We start from the raw sequence: 19,650 nt of genomic DNA, 5'->3' as shown, positions 1-19,650 counted from the left end.
CTGCTGCGTCCGGCACTCGGGCGCCGTACGACAGGAGCCTCCGATGACGACCCTCACCCCGCCCGCCCCGCCGCGCACCTACTCCTCCCTGCGTGCCGCGTGGGTCCCGCTGGCCGCGCTGTGCCTCGCCTTCTTCGTCGAGATGGTCGACAACACGCTGCTGACCATCGCGCTGCCCACCATCGGGCGCGACCTCGGCAGCGGCACCACCGCGCTGCAGTGGGTCACCGGCGCCTACTCGCTGACCTTCGGCGGGCTGCTCCTCACGGCCGGATCGATGGCCGACCGGCTCGGACGACGGCGCGTGCTGCTCGTCGGGCTCGTCGCGTTCGGCGCGACCAGCGCGGTCGTGGTCCTCGTCAGCACCGCCGGCGAGCTGATCGCGCTGCGGGCGGCGCTCGGCCTCGCGGCCGCCGCGATGGCGCCGATCACCAGCTCGCTGGTCTTCCGGCTCTTCGACGACCAGGCGCTGCGGATGCGCGCGATGACGCTGATGATCGTCGTGGGCATGTCCGGGTTCATCCTCGGTCCGCTGCTCGGCGGCACCGCGCTGGCCCACGTGCGCTGGGAGTGGCTGCTCGTCGTCAACGCCCCGATCGCGGTGGTCGCCTTCGTCGGCGTCCGGCTCGGGGTGCCGGCCGACCGTCCCGAGGACCTCACCGACGACGCCCTGGACGCGCCCGGCGCGGTGCTGAGCGTCGCCGCCATCGGCCTGGCCTGCTACGCGCTCACCAGCGGGGTCGAGCACGGCTGGTCGTCGGTGGTCACCGTCGCCTCGGTCGTCGGCGCGGTGCTGGCCGCGGTCGCGTTCGTGCGGCACGAGCGGCGGACGGCGGCCCCGATGCTCGACCTCGGCCTCTTCGCCGACCGCACCGTCCGCGGCGCCGCGATCGCCCAGGTCGGGACGTCGATCGCGATGGCCAGCGTGATGTTCGGGCTGATCCTGCACTTCCAGTACGCCTACGGCTGGAGCCCGGTGCGGGCCGGCCTGGCGAACCTGCCGCTCATCGTGACGATGGTCGCCGCGACCCCCGTGTCGGAGTGGCTCGCCAGGCGGCTCGGCCACCGCGTCGCGTGCCTGGTCGGCGCCGGTTTCCTCGCCGGCTCGCTGGCCGGACTCTCCTGGGGCGTCGAGCACGGGTACGCCGCCATCGCGGTCTGCCTGGTGCTGCTGACCGTCGGGCTGCGCACCGTCATGACGATCTGCGCCGTCGCGCTCGTCGAGGCGGTGCCGGCCAACCGCACCTCGATCGGCACCGCGCTCAACGACACCGCCCAGGAGGTCGGCACCAGCATCGGCACCGCCGTGGTCGGCACCCTGATCGCCGTCCTGGTCACCACGCAGCTCCCTGCCGGTGCCTGGAGCAGCGCGCTGGTGGACTCCTTCCTCTCCGGCGAGCGGATCACCTACGCCGTGCTGGCGGTCGTCGTCGGCCTGGTCGCCGCGGGCGGTGCGCTCACGCTGAGCGACTCCCGCTCGGTGGTGGAGCCGGCCTGACCCGGATCGGGGAGCCTCAGCTCCGGTACCAGAACACGCCGCCGACGGCGTACGTCGCCAGCACCAGCACCAGCGTCGCCACCGCGAACGGCCAGGCCACCGAGCGCCGGGCCAGTCGCACGACCGTGGTGACCGTGCCGCCGATGCCGACCACCGACGCGCCCACCAGGGTGAGGTTGATGGCCCTGGTGAACGCGTCGGCGTCGCAGTCGGGCGGCGTGCACCCGTCGACGAAGGCCAGCGACATCAGGCCGAAGGCGCCGAGCAGGAACCCGATGCCCGCGGCCACGGCCAGCGCGGCGACCGAGACGGAGAGATCTCCCTGCCGCCGGGGCGGGCGGGTGTGCGGGACGGCGTACGGGGGAGCGGCGTGCGGGTGCATGCCGAGGACGCTAGGCCCGGTCGTCGGCGTCGCGGAGAGCCTTCGTACTCAGCTCGGCGGTCAGGCCGGTCCCGAGACGACGAGGACGCTCCTGGGACCTCGCAGCGGCGACGTGCTCGCCGGCTGACCGCGGGTGCGGGGAACCGGGGGCCGCGCGCCGACGTCGGAGCAGGCATGAGGACCACCACGCCCGGCCTGCTCGTCGCCGTCGTCCTGGGCTCGCTCGCGCTGACCGGGTGCGCGGACGACGGAGGTGAGGGACGCCGGGACGGCCCGCCCGTCCCCGCACAGACCCTGACGATCGAGGCCTCCGACTGGAACGGCTGGGACTCGGACCACGATTCGACGCCCGAGATCACGACGCTGCCGGTCGAGGTCGGGGCCACCGCCACGGTCGACAGCATCGGCGACCGGATCACCTTCGAGATCACCGAGGTCGGTGACGGCGAGGTCGAGGTGTCGAGCGACCAGCAGCTGGCGCCGTCCGGTGAGACGGGCGGGAGCAACCTGAACGACCTGGTCGAGGAGTTCACGGTCGTGACCGGCGAGGGCACGTCCCTCGCCACCCCGACTCTCGACGCCGGCTACTCCTACGTCGTCACGCTGGCACCGAGCGACGAGGCCCGAACGAACCGCTGACCCTCCCTCTCCGCGGGGTCCGGCGCGACGCTGACCCGTCACCTATCGGCGACGGGTCAGCGGCGACGGGACCCAGGTGGTGCCGACCCGTCACCTATAGGTGACGGGTCAGCGACGACGGGACCGACCCGTCACCTATCGGCGACGGGTCAGCGGCTGCGGGACCCGACACCCCGCGCCCGTCTGGGGGGGATTTCGGACGCGGGGCGCGGGCACGACCGTCCCCGAGGGGCCGGCCGGTCCCAGCGTATCCGGGCAGGTGCCGGTCACGCCGCGGATCCCCGGATCCGACCTGCTAGTCCAGCCGGACGGCGACCAGGGCGATGTCGTCGTCGTGGTCGGAGCCGCGCGTAAGGTGCTCCACGAGGTGCTCCACGAGGCCGGCGGGGTCGGCGGGGCCGACCCGGACGTGGTGCAGCAGCCGCTGCAGCCCGAGGTCGAGGGACTCGGTGCGGCGCTCGACGAGTCCGTCGGTGTAGCCGAGCAGGAGGGTGCCGACGGGCAGGGTCGCGGACTCCTCGTGGCGATCGGGGTGCCCGACCCCGATCAGCGGGTCGTTGCCGTCGGTCTGGCCGAGCAGCTCCACGCGGCCGTCGGGGTAGCGGACGGCGAGCGGCGGGTGCCCGGCGCACGACCAGACGAGGTCCCAGCCGTCCGGCGTCCGGGTCAGGAACGCCTGGAGCATCGAGGCGATCGTGCGCAGCTGCAGGTCGGTGAGCAGCCGCTCGACCCGCGCGATCACGCTCGACGGGGTGGCGGCGGGATCGTGCACGCAGGCGCGCAGGAGCCCGCGGAGCTGGCCCATCGCGGCCGCCGCGACGATGTCGTGCCCGACCACGTCGCCGACCGCCAGCGCGACGGTGCCGTCCGCGAGGGTGGTGAGGTCGTAGAAGTCGCCGCCGACCTGCGACCCGACCGCGCCGGCGTGGTACTGCGCCGCGGACCGGATCCCGCGGATGGTGGGCAGGTCGGGGAGGAGGCTGCGCTGCAGCACCTCGGAGTTGCTGCGCTGGAGCTCGTGGAGGCGGGTGTTCTCCACCAGGACCCCGACGCGACGCCCGAGGTCGGCGGCGACCTCGACGTCGTCCCGGGTGAACTGCGGGCGACCGGGTGACCGACCCAGGACGAGCACCTCGGTGGCGGGGCCCCTCCCCGGCAGCGGCACGAGGACGGCGGAGCGCACCGGGAACGCCGCGCTGGCGGCGAGGTACTGCTCGTCGGCGATGTAGTCACGGCGGGCGTCGCTGCCCGCGGGGGTGTCGAGGTCGGTGAGCAGGCGCCCGCCGTCCGCACCCACGAGGACGTCGACGGGGGACCCCGCGACGAGCGCGGCGGCCAGTCCACCCGCGACGTCCCGGAGGTCCCCGACCAGCTCCTCGGTGGTGTGCTGGGCGGCCAGGACGCCGAGGTCGTCGGTGCCGGTCGGCCCGAGGACCAGGGCGAAGTCGGCGACCCGCGGGACGAGCAGGTCGATCAGCCGGCGGTGGGAGTCGGCGACGTCCGCGGCACCGACGAGACCGCTGCTGGCGTCGACCAGCAGCTGGAGCCGCTCCTCCGCGGCCTCGGACGCCGCCCGGGCCCGTCGCTCGGCGAGCAGCGCGGCGTCCCGGGCGCGGTCGGCCTCGATCCGCCCGGTCACGTCGGAGAGGATGCCGACGAAGTGGGTCAGTGCGCCGTCGGGGCCGTGGACCGGGCTGATGTGCACCTGGTTCCAGTACGCCGTCGCGTCCTTGCGGTAGTTCAGCACCGTGCACGTGACGTCCTCGCCGGCGCGGACGGCCTGGCGGATCCGGTCGACGTGCGCCGGGTCGGTGCCCGTGCCCTGGAGGAACCGGCAGTTGCGGCCGACCGACTCCTCCAGCGTGTAGCCGGTCGTGGCCGTGAAGGCGGGGTTCACCCACACCAGGGGCAGGTCGGGGTCGGTCGCGTCGACGAGCGTGAACGACAGCCCGGTCGCCACCACCGCACGCGAGTGCAGGTCGAGGCTCGCGGCCTGCGGCACGTCCGCGCGTCGTCCGATCGGCAGCATCACGACCAGCGCGTAGGAGTTCAGCAGCGGCGAGTCGAGCATGGGCAGTGCGACCACCCAGAGCGGCTGTCGCTGCTGACCCATGTCGCTGCCGCGCCGGGCCGAGACCGCCTGGCCGTTGACCGGCTCGGTGCGTGCGAGGCGGGACAGGGGGTGGTCGGTCTCGGAGAGCAGGCCACCGTCGAGGTCGCGCAGGCCGGCGGTGTCGGACCAGGCGTCGAGCGGGCTCGGGAGCGGGAGGCCGGGTGCGAGCTGCCGGGCGACCGGGTTGGCGTGCACGACGTCGCGGGTGCTCAGGTCCACCAGGAGGACGGCGGACGGCTCGTTGCCCACGAGGTAGCCGAGCTCGTCGAAGGAGTTCTCCAGGTCGGCGGCGAGTGCCCGGTCGGCGCTGCTGGTCGACGGTGTGATGGTGGATCCACTCCTCGGGACGGGCGGCCCCGCGACGAGGAAGACGTCGGCGAGGTCGTGTGCCCGACGAACAGAGGTGCTTCAGCCCGGGCATCGTTGCATGAACGCTCGCCGAGTGTACGTGTCCCGTGCCACCCGCTGCCGGGTGACCGGGCGGAGGTCACCAGCAGTCGATGCAGGGCGACTGCGGCACGTGACGGACGTCCGGCAGCTTGACGTCGACGGCGACGACGACGACCGCCGTCTCCGACACGGAGCCGGCGTCGGCGGCGGAGGCAGGTGCGCCCGAGCCCACGGCGACCCCGGCGCAGACGACGACTCCAACGATTCCCGACATGATCTTGGTGCGCATGGTTGGTGTCCCTTCGTCGTGATGTGCGGTCCTTGGCTTCGTTACCACCATGTCCCGCGGGGTATGCCTGGGTCACGGGTCGAGCGGGGGGCAGAAGGTGTCAGGACACAAGTCGCCACCAGGTGGGACGGCGCGCACCGGCCGGTCCGGCCAACCCCTTCGGGTCACCGACGACTTGTACGATGCGCTCAACTCGGGTGGAGGAGAAGAGATGGTCGCGATCACCGATGCCGTGGGCACCGGTCCCTCCGACGAGCCGGTCCTCGCGACGACCGGTCCGTCCCCGCTCGGCCTCGAGCGCACCCCGCTCACCGAGCGCGACGTGGAGTCCTTCGCCGCCCTCGGTCTCGACCCGGTGGCGCTGCGGGTCTACCAGCAGACCCTGCTCGCCGACGAGTGGTCGCCCCGGCAGCTGCGCGAGCACCTGCAGGTCGGCGAGGACGCCGTCACCCCGGCCATCGCCTCGCTCGTCTCCAAGGGGCTGCTGGTCCCGTCGCAGGAGGTCGACGGCGCGCTGCGGCCGGTCGGCCCCCGCGTGGGGCTGACCCGGCTGATCGAGGAGCGTGACCGCACCCTGCGACTGGCCCAGGAACGACTCAGCCAGACCCGGCAGGCGACCCAGCAGCTGATCGAGCTCGTCGACGACCACGACACCCGGCAGCGCAGCAGCCTCGAGCAGATCGCCGGCCGCGACCACGTGTCCGACCGGATCTCCGAGCTCCTCGGGCAGGCCACGACCGAGGTCCTCACCGTCCTGACGATGCTGCCGAGCCCCGAGGCGATGGAGACCGCACGCCGGGGCGACACCACGCTCCTCGAGCGCGGGGTCCAGACCAGGATGCTGGTGCTCACCGGTCACGTACGTCGCTCCCGCGAGTACGCCGCCTACCTCGCCGAGCTCGTCGGGCTGGGTGCCGACGTCCGGGTCGCGGCCACGCTGCCGACCCGGATGATCCTGGTCGACGACTCGGCGGCGATCATGCCCACCGACCCCGACGACCCCGGGGCCGGCGCCACGATCGTCCGCCACCACAGCCTCATCCGGCTGATGCGCGACACCTTCGAGTCGCTGTGGCGCGAGGGTCGACCGCTCGGCGACGACGAGGACCGACCCGACCGCTGGGAGCCCAACGAGCTCGAGCTCGAGGTGATCCGGTTCCTCGGCCGCGGCAACAAGGACGAGGCGATCGCCCGACGCGTCGGGATGTCCCTGCGCTCGGTGCGCCGGCTGGTGTCCCAGATCAGCCAGGAGCTCGGCTCCAACAGCCGCTTCGAGCTCGGCGTGATCTGCTGCGACCGGGGCTGGGTCGAGGCCACCGAGCGCCGCTGACCCCTCCCTGCACGCGGCCTGTCCGCTCGCCGTGCAGCTCGCCGCAGCTCGCCGTGCAGAAGGTGCCACGTCCGGTTGTGCCCCCGCCGGTTCCCTTGTTCGGGGTGCTGACCGGGCCGCAGTGTCGAGGACATGAACCCCGACCACCTGCAGGCCCCCCACCCGACGTTCCGGGTGCTCGGACCCGTGAGCGTGTGGGACGGGGAGAACTACCAGCCCCTGCCGGCGTCCAAGCCGGTGAGCATGCTCGCCACCCTCCTCACCTCGCCGAACGAGGTCACCTCCAACGAGTTCCTGCTGCGTGCCGTCTGGGGCGACGAGACCGACGTCGACGCCCGCTCGGCCCTGCGCACCTGCACCACCCGGCTGCGCAAGCTGCTCGTGCGCCACAACCTCGGCGACGACCTCATCCAGACCGTCTCCGGTGGCTACCGGCTCCGCGCCGGCGTCGAGGAGCTCGACCTCCTCCTCTTCCGCGAGCACGTCGTCGGCTCGACCCGTCTCGACGGCGTCGACCCGCAGGTCCGGGCCCTCCGCGGCGCCCTCGACCTCTGGCAGGGCTCGCTGCTGTGCAACGTCGGCTCCGACGTCCTGCACCGCGGTGTGGTCCCGCTGCTGGAGGAGGAGCGGCTGCAGGTGCTCGAGCGCATCGTCGACCTCCTCGTCCGCGACGGCCGCGACCAGGAGGCGCTGGCCGAGCTCCAGCTGCTCACCCGCAGCCACGAGGGCCACGAGCGCTTCGCGCTCCAGCTCGTCGGGGTGCTCTACCGTGCCGGTCGCCGCGAGGACGCCCTGGCCGAGTGCACCCGGATGAAGCAGTACCTCTCCGACGAGCTCGGGCTCGACCCGACCCCCGAGCTGACCGCGGCCGAGATGGCGATCCTCACCGGCCAGCCGATGGTCCCGGGAGCGACCGTGCCGCCCGCCCCGGCGGCCACGGCGCTGCCCGTCGCGACGCCCGGAGCCGGCGACACCGACAGCCCGGCCACCACCGGCCCGGTCGCCGCCGGCGGCACCGTCCACCTCCTGCGTCCGGTCCCGGTCGCTGAGCAGCCGGTCATCCCGAACGGCACCTCGAACGGCTCGAACGGCACCTCGAACGGCACCTCGAACGGCACCTCGAACGGCACCTCGAACGGCACCGCGCCGATGTCCAGGTCGCTCCTCGGGAGCTCCGGCTTCGTCGGCCGCGAGGACGAGCTCGACCGGCTGGTGAACCAGCTGACCGGCCGGGACGGCGTCCGCTCGCTGTGCCTGCTCGTCGGGTCGCCCGGCGTCGGCAAGACCTCGCTCGCCCTGCACGCCGCGGCCCGTGTCGCCGAGCACGTGGCCGGGCAGGGCGCCGGCGGTTCGGTGCAGGCCATGGTCCGGATGCGCGACCACGACGACCGGCCTCGCGACCGGGAGGACGTGGTGGCCGATCTCGCCGCCCAGCTCGGCCCGGGCGCGCACGGCGCGCACGACGTCGCCACGGCCGCGCCCGGACTGCTGCTCCTCGACGACGCCGTCCGCGAGCAGGACGTCGCCGCCATCGCCGACGCCTACCCCCACCGCTCGGTGCTGATCACCACCGGGGCGCCGATGTTGCGGCTCGTCCGCACCCACGGCGCGCTGGTCCACCGCGTGGAGGAGCTCCAGATGGCCGACGCCCTGGCGCTGCTCGGTCGGCTGCTCGGCCCCGCGAGCGTCGCCGAGGACATGCTGGCCGCCTACGACATCGTCACGCACTGCTGGCGCAACCCGCTCGCGCTGCGCGTCTTCGCCGCCACCCTCCAGACCCGACCGGCCTGGGGGCTGGCCGCGGCGGCGCAGTGGCTCCGGGAGGACCCGGTGGCCCGGCTCTCGGGCGGCGCGGGCGACCTGTCGCTCGCCGCGTACTTCGACCTGGCCATGCTGCGGCTGGAGCCGCCGCTGCCCGACGTCGTGACCCGGCTCTCCGGGCTCGACGACAGCGGGTTCTCGCTGCCGGAGGCCGGCGACGCCCTCGACGGCGACCGGTTCGGCCCGCCCCAGCAGCACCTCGACGACCTCGTCAACCGCGGCTGGCTCGACGAGCTCGCGCCCGGGACGTTCCGGGTCGACCCGTTGGTGCGGGCCTTCGCCCTGCGGACGCCGGCCCCGGCACGCAGCCCGAGCACCGTCCCCGTCCTCCGTCCCTGTCCCGCTCTCGACCCGCCCCAGGAAGGTGCCCGATGACCACGTTCGACCAGATCGCTCCCACCCGCCCCCGACTCCAGCGCGACGTCCTCTTCACCGAGACCCCGCAGGGGGTGCTCTTCCACAACTCCAAGGGCGGCTTCCACCTCAACTCCGGCAGCGCCTACCGCTTCGCCTCGCTCGTGGTCCCGCACCTCGACGGGCGGGCCAGCGTCGCGGAGCTCGGCGGCGGGCTGGGCGAGGCCCAGCGCTCCATGATGGCGACCCTGGTGTCCTCGCTGCTCGAGCGCGGCTTCGCCCGCGACGTGGCCGCCACCGGCGGCGACCTCGAGCTCGACGACGCCGCGGTCACCGAGCGCTTCGGCGCCCAGCTCAACTACATCGACCACTACGTCGACGACGCGTCGCGCCGCTTCGAGCGGTTCCGCTCGGCCCGCGTGGCGGTGCTCGGCAGCGGTGACGTCGCCACCTGGTGCGTCCGGAGCCTGGTCCGCAACGGCGCGAGCACGCTCGTGGCGGACGTCGCGGGCGACACCGAGGTCGAGGCGACCGTCGCCGAGCTCGCGGCCGCGGGGGTCACCACCCTCGTGCAGCCCCTCGACGCCGGCACGGGGCCGCGCGGCTGGGCCGACCTGGGCGACGTCGACGTCGTCGTGGTCGCCGGCACCGGAGCGGTCGCCCAGGCCCACCGCCTCGAGGCCGAGGCCGAGGCCGGGGCCGCACCGTCCGGCGTGGTCGTGCTGCCGGCCTGGGTCATCGGTCGCCGCTCGGTGATCGGCCCGATCATCGAGCCCGGCAACCAGACCACGTGGGCCGGCGCCGTCCGCGCCCTCGGCCGCGGCCGCCAGGCCGACGAGGCGGCGGTCTGGGAGCAGGTCGCGCAGCCCGCCCTCGGCTCGCCCGTCGGGCCGGAGGGCCCGATGGCCGCGATGATCGGCAACCACCTCGCCTACGAGGTCTTCCGGGCCGTCACCGGCTGTCTGCCGGCCGAGACCCGGGGGGGCGTCATCATCCAGGACCTCGACTCGCTCGACGTCGTCGCCGAGGGCCTGCTGCCCGACCCGGCACTGCCGACGACGCGGCCGCTCGACCACGACGACACCCTCGACTGGACCCTCCTCGACCCGGCGTACGACGCCCACGCCCACGAGGGGGCAGCCGACGAGGACCCGGTCGCCGTCGCCCTCAACCAGCGCTCGCGGCTCGTGCAGCAGCACACCGGGCTGGTCCCGGAGTTCACCGACGACGCCTGGACCCAGACGCCGCTCAAGCTCAGCAGCGCGACCCTCTCGACCGGCCGTGACCGGACCGAGACCGTCGTCGTCGCCGACATCGACCACGTGGCCGCCGCGCGGCTGCGGGTGCTCGACCGGGTCGCCGTCCGGCACGCGGCCACCGCCCACACCCGGCCCACCCGCGGGCGCTCGCTCGCCGACGCGGTCGCCGTGGCGGCCCCCGAGACCGGCGAGCACACGGGCCACGCCGCCGGCGGCACCGTCGGTGCGGCCACCGTGCGTGCCCTGGCCCGGGCCGTGGCCCACCGTGCGGTCGTCGACGCCCTGCGCGGTGCCCCGGTGCACCGCGTCGACCTCGACGCCTGCCTGACCCAGGACGCCGTCCCGGGCACCCGCCGCGGCGCGGAGGTCACCTTCCTGCTGCGCTCGGCCGAGCTGCTCGGCGTCGAGCTCGAGGTGCTCGAGGTCGCCGCGCCCGCCGGGGCGGCCCGGGTCGCCCTCGTCCGCTCGCCCAACCACCGCGACGTCCACGCGGTGGCCGCGGCGCTCGACCTCCCCACCGCCGTCCGCGACGCCGTCGTGGCCGTGGTCGGCACCGTCCAGGCCCGCACGGACGCCGCCGGCCTCGGGAACGACGCCGAGCCCGCGTCGTGGAGCGTGGTCGAGCCGGTCGTGCCGGCCCTGGACCCGTGGACCCTCCAGGTGCGCGACGACGCCGGGACCCGGCCGACCGCGGGCACCTGGGACGAGTCGGTCACCCGGCTGGCGGTCTCCGGGCTGTCGCCCGTCGCGGTCCGCACGACCACCGCCGCGCTCGCGCCGGCCGGGGTCGAGACCGTCGCGGTCACGCTGGTCGAGGACGGCGCGGACCGATGACCATCACTCCGGCACGACCGGGCGTGGCGCCGCCCGACGAGCAGCGTCGGGCCCGGCCGCTGCCCGGGCTCGCCACCGCCGTCGCCGCCGTCGGTGCCGTCGGTGCCGGTGCCCGGCCGAGGACGGCGTGGCTCGGCCTCGACGACGCGTTCCGGGTCGCCCCGGACCTCGAGGACGCCGCCGGTCCGCCGGTCCTGGTGCACGACCGCCAGGCGCTCGTCGGTCCGATCCCCTCCGGTTCCGGCACGGCCTGCCCCACCTGCCTGGGCCGCCGCTGGCAGGCGGTGCGCCCCGAGACGCTGCGCACCGCGCTCGAGCTCGGCCACGGCGCCCGCCACGGCGTCGACGAGCCGTGGGCGAACCCGTTCGCCGACCTCACCGTGGCGTCGCTCGCTGCCCTGGTCGGGCCGCGGGCCGGCGCGCTGCACGCCGAGGTCCACGACGTCGACCTCGAGCGGCTCCACGTCGCCCGGCACGCCGTCGTCGCCGACCCCGAGTGCCAGACCTGCGGCGCGCTGCCCGAGGACGCGCCGTGGCAGCCCGAGCTCGCGGCGTCGCCGAAGACGGCGCCCGACAGCTACCGCGGCCGCTCGATCTTCGACTACGACCTCGACCTCGACGCCTACGCCAACCCGGTGTGCGGCGCCCTGGGGCCCGGCATCGTCCGCGACGTCACCTCGACGACGACGTCGGCCACGGTCGGCTGCCTCATGGTCCGGTCCGCCGAGTACCTGCGGGAGACGTTCTGGGGCGGGCACGACGACCGCTTCGACGTCAGCGCCCGGATCGGCGTCCTGGAGGGACTCGAGCGGGCCGCCGGGATGCGCCCCCGCGGCGTCACGACCGCGGTCACGGCCAGCTACCACGAGCTGGCGGGCGCCGACGGCGCGGGAGCGCTGGACCCGCGCACCTGCGGGCTCTACGACGACGCCTTCCACGCCGAGCACCCCTGGATCCACCGCTTCGACCCCGACCGGCCGATCCGCTGGGTCTGGGCCCACTCGCTGCGCGACGACCGTCCGGTCCTCGTGCCCGAGGTGCAGGCCTACTACCACATCCCCGGCCAGGAGAACCGGTTCGTGCAGGAGAGCTCCAGCGGCTGCGCGACGGGGGCCAGCCAGGTCGAGGCGATCTGGTTCGGGCTCCTCGAGGTCCTCGAGCGCGACGCCTTCCTGCTCGGCTGGTACGGCGGACGCCCGCTCCCGGAGATCGACGTCTCGAGCAGCGCCAACCTGTCCACCCGCGCCACCGTCGAGCGGCTCGCGCTGCACGGCTACCGCGCCCGCTTCTTCGATGCCCGGGTCACCTTCCCGGTGCCCGTGGTCATCGGCGTCGCCGAGCGGGTCGACGGCGGCATGGGCCGGCTGTGCTTCGGCGCCGGCGCCTCGCTCGACCCGGAGGTCGCGATCGAGGGCGCGCTGTGCGAGATCGCCACCGACGCCCCCAACAGCCAGCTCCGCTGCACCAACCACGAGCCGCGCCTGCGGGCCATGGTCGACGACTTCGCCCACGTCCAGTCCTTGCACGACCACCCGCTGCTGCACGGCATCCCGGAGATGCGGGGGTACTCCGACTTCCTGCTCGCCGAGCAGCCGACCAGCACCGTCCACCAGCGCTTCGAGGTCGACCGGCCGCGGCCGCGCCCCTCGCTCGACCTGCGGGCGGACCTTGGCACGGTCCTGGACCTGGTCACCGACGCCGGCTTCGACGTGCTGGTCGTCGACCAGACGATGCCCGAGCAGCGGGCCCTGGGCCTGCACACGGTGAGCGTGCTGGTGCCCGGGCTGCTGCCGCTCGACTTCGGCTGGTCGCGCCAGCGGGCGCGCTCGCAGCCCCGGATGCTCACCGCCCGCCACCGGGCCGGCCTCGACGACCGCGACCTGACGCCCGAGGAGCTCACCCCGGCGCCCCACCCCCTGCCCTGACCCCCGCACCACCTGCCGACACCCCAGGAGAACGCGATGACGACCTTCGCGCACGACTACACCGAGCAGATCCTGCACCGTGGACGGGTCTTCATGGATCCCGTCGACTTCGTCCCGAACTGGACCGACAAGCCGCGCAAGCAGAAGTTCTACCCCGACGCCGACCGGCTCCCGCTGGGCACGGCGCCCTACCCGGCCGACGCGAGCGTCGACGCCGGCCTGCACGGCGAGGAGACCCACCGCCTCGGTCACGACCTCGACACCCTCGGCGCGCTGCTCCAGGACTCCTACGGGCTCTCGGGTCGCCGGCTCGGGATCCAGGCCAACACCGACCTCGGCGGCCTGCCCTGGTACGTCGACGCCAACTGGTCGCGCGGCACGGCCTCCGGTGGCGGCCTCTACCCCGTCGCCATCTACCTGGTCGCCGGTCCCTCCTCCGACCTGGTGCCCGGCATCTACCACTACTCGCCCTCGCACCACGCCCTGCAGCGCCTGCTCGTCGGCGACGTCAGCGGCGACGTCCGCGCCGCGCTGGGCGGGCGTTGCGACGACACCGACACCTTCCTCGTGCTCGGCATCAAGTACTGGCAGAACGCCTTCAAGTACAACAGCTTCAGCTTCCACGCCGTGACCATGGACGTCGGCACCGTGCTCGGCACCTGGCGGCTGTGGAGCCGGGCGCGGGGAGCGGCGGTCGAGCCGCACCTGTGGTTCGACGAGCCCGCCCTGGCCCACCTGCTCGGCGTCGAGCCGACGCTCGAGGGCATCCACGCCGTGGTGCCGCTCGGCGGTCCCGGTGCCGTCACCACCGCCGCCCCCACCGGCGCGCGGGTCGCGGTGCGTGACCACGAGAAGTCCCGGGTCAGCTTCGGGTTCGAGGCGGTCGAGACGATGCAGGCCGAGACCCAGGCCGGGTGCCTCGACGTCCCGACGCCGGCGTCGCTGGACGCGGCGCGGCCCACCTTCCCGGCCCCGGACGACGGGTCGCTGGTCGCGCTGCCACCACCGCGGCCGATGCCCGCCGACGTCCGGGCGGCCCTGCGCGAGCGCCGCAGCAGCTTCGGGCGCTTCCAGGGCGACCCGATGCCCGCCGAGGACCTCGGCGCGCTGCTGGCCGCCGGCCAGGCCGGTGCGGTCGCCAGCGAGGCGACCCCGACGAGCGAGGGGTCCCGGGGCATCACGACGCTCTACGCGTTCGTCAACCACGTCGACGGCGTCGCCCCCGGCGCCTACCGCTACCACCCGGCCGAGCACGCGCTCGAGCCGGTCGTGGCCGGCCCCCAGGGTCGCTTCCTGCAGGACAACTACTTCCTGTCGAACTACAACATGGAGCAGGCCGGCGCCGTGATCGTGCCGACCGTGCGCACCCACGCCGTGCTCGACGCCGTCGGCTCGCGGGGCTACCGCCTCGTCAACGCCACCATCGGCGCGGTCTCGCAGGCCACCTACACCGCGGCCGCCGCGCTCGACACCGGCTGCGGCGTGGCCCTCGGGTTCGACAACATCTCCTTCATCGAGCTCCTGGGCCTGGAGGAGTCGGGCGAGAAGCCGCTGCTCGTGATGGCCGTGGGCCGCGAGCGCGGTGCCGAGGGCGACTTCGGCTCCTCGCTCGTCCCGGCGCACGTCGAGGCGGGTGCGTGATGACCGCGACCTACGACGCCGACGTCGCCACCCGCGCGCTGCTCCGACGCACCCTGCGCCCCGGCCTGGCGCCGATGGCCCTGGCCCGCATCGGCGGCCTGCCCGTCGACGTCCTCCACGCCCTGCGCGACGAGGTCGCCACGGCCTGGGCGACGTCCGTGCTGGCCCTCGAGATGTCGGTCTCCGCCCTGGCCACCGGCCTCAGCGACGCCCTGCACCCGCTCGTGGGTGACAACGCCGACCAGGAGCAGCGTCGCTTCCTGGTCAACCTGCGCCGCCGCGTCTTCCGCGGCCAGCCCCTCGCCGACCCGGCCGCCGACATCGCGCTCGTCGCCGGGCTGCACGCCGGCACCGGCCGCCTCCTCGAGCAGTGGCACCTGGCCGAGCGCGCCCTCGTGGCGCGGGTCGCCGCCGGCCCCGGCATCGTCGACGCCGACGTCGCCGCCAGCCGGGTCGCGCTGCAGCAGCTGGCCGATCGGCCCGAGCTCCGTGCCGGCGTCCTCGTGGCGTCGCCCCCGCTGTCGAACCAGCTCGGCGGGTTCCTGCGGATGCCGCCGGAGAAGGTCGACAAGAAGCGCCGCAAGCTCGAGCGCTCCGTGCTGTCCTACGTCGGTCGCACGGTGGTCAAGCCGAGCCCGTTCGGCACCTTCACCCCGGTGCAGGTCGCCACGTTCGGCGCCGACGGCGCCGGGACCGACGGCTACCCGATCGACTCCGCGACCCGCTCGCGCGTGCGGCTCAACGTGGCCGTCCTGAACCGCATCTGCCGGCTGGTCCTCGACGACGCCGACAAGCGCGCCGACCTCCCGGTGGCCGCCACGGCCGGCTGGGTCCACGACGACGACCGGATCCGCTACGTGCGGCGCTGGATCGAGGGCGGCGAGGAGCAGCAGGCCGTCACCTTCGACGCCGTCACCGACAAGCTGTTCTTCCTGCGCAACGGCGAGGCGCTCGACGAGCTCCTCGACCTGCTCGGCGGTGCCGACCCGGCCCCGACGTTCGCCACCGTCGCCGCCTGGCTCGCCGTGCGGCACGACGCCGACCTCGAGGCCAGCGAGTCCTACCTCGCCGCGCTGCTGCGCCTCGGCCTCGTCGAGGTGCCCGGCCTCCAGGTGCCGGTGCACGCCGCCGACCCGGTCGCCGCGCTCGCCGAGGTGCTCCGCACCCTCGTGACGCTCGGCCCCGGCGGCACCGCGGACCCGGTGGCCTGGGCCGTCGCGATCGGCGACCGCCTCGACGACGTGCGGGCCCGCCTCGCCGACTACGCCGAGGCCGACGTCGCCGGCCGCGCCGTCGTGCTGTCCGAGGTGCGCGCGATAATCGCCGAGGTCTTCGCCACCCTCGGCGACGACTCCCCGGACGCCGTGCCGCAGACCCTCGTCTACGAGGACTGCGTCGCCGGGCCCGACCCGATCGTCCTCGACGAGGAGAGCTGGGACCGCGACGTCCTGGAGCCCCTGCGTGCCGTCGACCCGTTGCTGCGCGCCTGGGACGTCACCCTCGCGCAGCGCCTGACCTTCCAGGCCTACTTCGTGGCCCGGTTCGGTGTCGGTGGGCGCGCGGAGGACCTCCTGGAGCTGCTGCACGACTTCTCCGAGGACTTCTTCGAGCAGTACCAGACCATGTCCGGGCAGCGGAAGGCCTACGGCGACGACGGCAGCTACCAGCCGGAGATCAACTGGCTGCGCTCCGAGGACGTCGACCGTCTCGACACCGCACGGGTCGCCCTCACCGAGGCGCTCCGCGACGCCTACACGGGTCAGGAGCTCGCCGAGGAGGTCGTGATCACCCCCGAGGTGGTCGCCACCGTGGCCGAGCACACCGGGCGGCTGCCCTTCGGGGACGAGCCCCGCAGCCACCTCGTGCAGCTCGTGCCCCAGCCGGGCGGGTCGCCGCGGGTCGTGCTCAACCAGGGGTACGGCGGGCTGCACTTCCCGTTCAGCCGCTTCGCCTACGCCTTCGACGGCACCGACGGCACCGCCGACCTGACCACCGGGCTGCGGGAGCGCGCCCGGGACGCCGCCGCCGACGGCGTCGTGCACGCCGAGATCACCGGGGGACCGGTCACCAGCAACCTCAACCTGCACGACCGGCTCACCGACCACGAGATCGTGTGCCCCGGCGAGCAGAGCTCGGTCCCGACCGAGCAGCAGATCCACCTCGACGACCTCTACGCGGTGCACCTGCCCGACGAGGGCCGGGTGGCGCTGCGCTCGCGGCGCCTCGACGTCGAGGTGGTGCCGACCTACCTCGGCTACCTGATCCCGCTGGCGCTGCCCGAGATCCCGCGCTCGATGCTGCTGTTCGCCCAGACGTCGATGAGCCAGTTCGACCCGTGGGGCGGGCTGCCCGCCGCACCCGTCGACGACGGCGTCGGCTACCGGCCGCGCGTGAGCTGCGGCAACGTCGTCCTGCGCCGCCGCTGCTGGGCCGTCGGTGCCGCCGACCTCCCGGTCGGCGCGCACGTCGCGGCCCCGACCGACGACGCCACCCGGCTGCTCACCTGGCAGCGCTGGCGCGCGACGCACCGGATGCCGCGCCAGGTCTTCGTCAAGACCCAGGTGGCCTCCGGCTTCCGCGGGGCGGGCAGCTCGAAGCCGATGTACGTCGACTTCGGCAGCGTCCTGTCGCTGCAGGCGCTCGAGGGCGTCCTGGAGCAGGAGGCACTCGTCCTGTTCACCGAGATGCTGCCCGACCTCGACGCAGCACCGGGCCGCTCCGCCGACGGACGCCACGTCGTCGAGCTCGCCATCGAGCACCAGCCCCGCCCCACGTCCGAGAAGCACGCCCAGCCCGAGAGGACCACGTCATGACCACCCTCACCGCCGAGCCGACCCGGGACACCGACGACCAGCCGGGGGAGTGGCTGGCCATGCACGTCTACTACGCCGCCAACCCGCAGCCCCTGCTCACCCGGTGCATCCGCGACGTCTTCGCCGAGCTCACCGAGCGCGACCTGCTCGACGGCTACTTCTTCATCAACTACTGGCTCGAGGGGCCGCACGTGCGGATGCGGCTCAAGCCGCGTCGCGCCGCGGACACCGAGCTGGTCAAGGAGCTCGCCGAGCGGCGGGTGCGGGAGTACCTCGCCCGCCGTCCGGCCCTCTACGACGTCGACACCGGCTTCCTGGGCGACCTGTACCAGCAGCTGTTCTCGATGGAGTTCAGCGAGGACGAGAAGCAGGCCTACCTGGCCGAGGACGGGACGATGAACCTGCGTCCCAACAACGACCTCGCCTACCTGCCCTACGAGCCCGAGAACGGCAAGTACGGCGGTCCGGCCGGCGTCGAGCTGGCCGAGTGGCACTTCCAGCACTCCTCCGACCTGACGATCGAGCTGCTGCGCACCAACAACCTGCACCTGCGCTCGGTCCTGCTGGGCACCTCGGCGCAGCTGATGATGGTGATGGCGGCGTCGTTCCTCGACGACCGTGACGAGCTGGCCACCTTCCTGCGGCGCTACCACGACTTCTGGCAGTCGCACTTCGCCGGCACCGACTTCATCGCCGACGAGGAGTACGCCACCGGCTTCGCCGACAACGTCGAGCGGATGGGCGGGCTGTTCGACCGGGTGCGCTCCGCGGTGCAGCGCGACGCCCTCGACGAGCTGCCGCCGCACCTGGCCGGCTGGGCCGCGCACTGCCGCGAGCTGCGCGGGCGGGTCGCCGAGCTGGCCCGCGCGGGACGCCTGACCTTCGGGTCCTGGGACCGGACCCGGACGACGGTCGTCACGGAGCCCGGCGAGGCGCTGGTGATCCTGCTGTCGCCGTACCTGCACATGACCAACAACCGCCTGCACGTGACGATCCGCGACGAGGCCTACCTCGCCTACCTGCTGGGTCGGGTGCTCACCGACGGCACGCCGACATGACCAGCCTCGCCGACCGTCGCGCCGACGTCGACAGCGCCGCCCCGGCGTTCCTCGACGCCCGGCCGGTGCTCCGCGCCGACCTCCAGGTCAGCGACCGGGTGTGGCACGGCCCGCGCGCGGTGCGGCTGGTGCGCGACCCGGTGACCGACCGGACCCACGAGATCGGCCTGCGTGAGCACTTCCTGCTCACCCGGCTCGACGGGAGCAGCACCCTGGCCCGGATCGGCCGCGAGTACGAGAGCGAGCTCGGCCAGACGATCGACGCGACCGGCTGGCAGCAGCTGCTCGGGCTCGCCCACGCCCGGGGGATGCTCGTCCTCCCCGGCGCCGAGCCGCTCCCGGAGACCACCGCCACCACCACCTCGACCCGGTCGGGACGCCGGTGGAGCGGGTCGGTGCTCAAGGGCGAGGTCGCCGTCGTCCGCGACGGCCAGGCGGTCACCGCACGACTGCTCGGGGTCCTGTCCCCGCTGCGCCACCTGCCCACCGGTCCCGCCGTCCTGGCGGTCCTCGCCGGCCTGGCCACGATGCTCGGCGTGCTCGCCGCCGACCTGCCGGCCCTGCTCGACGGGCTCGGCGACGCCGTCACCCGGCCCGGGCTGGTCGTGGCCACGGTGGCGGTGCTCTGGGTGAGCGGCGCGCTGCACGAGCTCGGGCACGGCCTGGTGGCCCGGGCGCACGGCGGCACCGTCCGCGAGCTCGGCATCAGCTGGCGCCTCCCGCTGCTGATCCCGTTCTGCCGCGTCGAGGACTACCGCTACCTGCCCGGACGACGGGCCCGGCTCGCCACGGCCGGCGTCGGCTGCGTGGTCAACCTCGCGGTGCTGGTGCCGTTCGCGATCGCCTGGTGGGCCACGTCGCCGGACGCCGCCGTCCGCCCGTTCCTCGCCGCGGTGCTGGTGCTCGGCACCGTCCTGGCCCTCGTCAACCTGGTGCCGCTGGCGCCGCTGGACGGCTACGTGCTGCTCACCCACGCCACCGGCACCCTCGGTCTCACCGCCGCCAGCCAGGGGTACGCGACGCTCGCCGTCAGCGCCCGCCTCGGCGGCCGCCGCGCCACCGACCAGCGGCTCGCGGTGGCCCGCTACCCGCGGGGCCTGCGCCGGCTCTACGCCGCCTACGCCCTCGCCTCGCCGCTGATCGTCCTGGCCTGCGCCGCCCTCGCGGTGTGGGTGGCGGCCTCCCTGATCCCGGACGCCGCCGGCCCCTGGCAGTGGGCCGGCCCCCTCGCCCTCGCCGTCCTGGTCGTCGCCGGCCTCGCGACCACCCAGCGGAGCCGGACGTGAACCCCGCCGCGGCACCGG

At 74.4% G+C, this 19,650-nt stretch carries 13 protein-coding genes; 10 read left to right on the top strand and 3 right to left on the bottom strand.

Annotation, left to right across the window (positions count from 1 at the left end; all coding sequences use genetic code 11):
* Positions 1-43 precede the first annotated feature (43 nt).
* Positions 44-1,498, top strand: coding sequence for an MFS transporter (locus tag E4623_RS17055; protein ID WP_134767782.1), 1,455 nt, complete (start codon positions 44-46; stop codon positions 1,496-1,498).
* 16 nt (positions 1,499-1,514) lie between these two features.
* On the opposite strand, the gene E4623_RS17050 is transcribed toward E4623_RS17055, so the two are convergent.
* The gene (locus E4623_RS17050; protein WP_134767781.1) at positions 1,515-1,880 is read right to left on the bottom strand and encodes a hypothetical protein; all 366 of its coding nucleotides are present in this window, start codon (positions 1,878-1,880) and stop codon (positions 1,515-1,517) included.
* Between the two features lie 174 nt (positions 1,881-2,054).
* On the opposite strand from E4623_RS17050, the gene E4623_RS17045 reads away from it, so the two are divergent.
* Entirely contained in the window at positions 2,055-2,519 is a 465-nt protein-coding gene (locus tag E4623_RS17045) for a hypothetical protein (RefSeq protein WP_134767780.1), read from the top strand.
* A gap of 295 nt (positions 2,520-2,814) precedes the next feature.
* Here E4623_RS17045 and E4623_RS17040 read toward each other — a convergent pair whose 3' ends face one another.
* Together E4623_RS17040 and E4623_RS17035 are read right to left on the bottom strand one after the other, a co-directional pair.
* Complete coding sequence (locus tag E4623_RS17040) at positions 2,815-4,881, bottom strand: SpoIIE family protein phosphatase (protein ID WP_134767779.1); 2,067 nt, start codon at positions 4,879-4,881, stop codon at positions 2,815-2,817.
* A 238-nt stretch (positions 4,882-5,119) separates the two neighbouring features.
* Positions 5,120-5,311, bottom strand: coding sequence for a hypothetical protein (locus tag E4623_RS17035; protein ID WP_134767778.1), 192 nt, complete (start codon positions 5,309-5,311; stop codon positions 5,120-5,122).
* Positions 5,312-5,522: 211 nt separating this feature from the next.
* Between E4623_RS17035 and E4623_RS17030 the strand changes: the two genes are divergently transcribed.
* From E4623_RS17030 to E4623_RS22730, 8 genes are all read left to right on the top strand, one after another.
* Positions 5,523-6,641 (top strand): response regulator transcription factor, encoded by a 1,119-nt coding sequence (locus E4623_RS17030; RefSeq protein WP_134767777.1) that lies wholly within the window; start codon positions 5,523-5,525, stop codon positions 6,639-6,641.
* Between the two features lie 132 nt (positions 6,642-6,773).
* On the top strand, positions 6,774-8,837 hold the full coding sequence (locus E4623_RS17025) for a BTAD domain-containing putative transcriptional regulator (protein ID WP_134767776.1): 2,064 nt from the start codon (positions 6,774-6,776) through the stop codon (positions 8,835-8,837).
* Positions 8,834-10,909: a hypothetical protein gene (locus E4623_RS17020; protein ID WP_134767775.1), complete on the top strand. Its 2,076-nt coding sequence runs from the start codon at positions 8,834-8,836 to the stop codon at positions 10,907-10,909. Before E4623_RS17025 ends, E4623_RS17020 begins: the two co-directional genes overlap by 4 nt.
* Positions 10,906-12,834, top strand: coding sequence for a TOMM precursor leader peptide-binding protein (locus tag E4623_RS17015; RefSeq protein WP_134767774.1), 1,929 nt, complete (start codon positions 10,906-10,908; stop codon positions 12,832-12,834). Before E4623_RS17020 ends, E4623_RS17015 begins: the two co-directional genes overlap by 4 nt.
* Before the next feature lie 36 nt (positions 12,835-12,870).
* On the top strand, positions 12,871-14,475 hold the full coding sequence (locus E4623_RS17010) for a SagB family peptide dehydrogenase (protein WP_134767773.1): 1,605 nt from the start codon (positions 12,871-12,873) through the stop codon (positions 14,473-14,475).
* Entirely contained in the window at positions 14,475-17,288 is a 2,814-nt protein-coding gene (locus E4623_RS17005; protein ID WP_134767772.1) for a lantibiotic dehydratase, read from the top strand. Before E4623_RS17010 ends, E4623_RS17005 begins: the two co-directional genes overlap by 1 nt.
* On the top strand, positions 17,285-18,346 hold the full coding sequence (locus tag E4623_RS17000; RefSeq protein WP_134767771.1) for a lantibiotic dehydratase C-terminal domain-containing protein: 1,062 nt from the start codon (positions 17,285-17,287) through the stop codon (positions 18,344-18,346). Before E4623_RS17005 ends, E4623_RS17000 begins: the two co-directional genes overlap by 4 nt.
* On the top strand, positions 18,343-19,632 hold the full coding sequence (locus E4623_RS22730; protein WP_167736710.1) for a M50 family metallopeptidase: 1,290 nt from the start codon (positions 18,343-18,345) through the stop codon (positions 19,630-19,632). The genes E4623_RS17000 and E4623_RS22730 overlap by 4 nt, the downstream gene beginning before the upstream one ends.
* The last annotated feature ends 18 nt before the right edge of the window (positions 19,633-19,650 follow it).

Source organism: Nocardioides sp. 1609, from assembly GCF_004522105.1.
Lineage (GTDB): Bacteria > Actinomycetota > Actinomycetes > Propionibacteriales > Nocardioidaceae > Nocardioides.
Note: the sequence above shows the minus strand (reverse complement) of the source record. Positions and strands in the feature narration are given on the sequence as shown.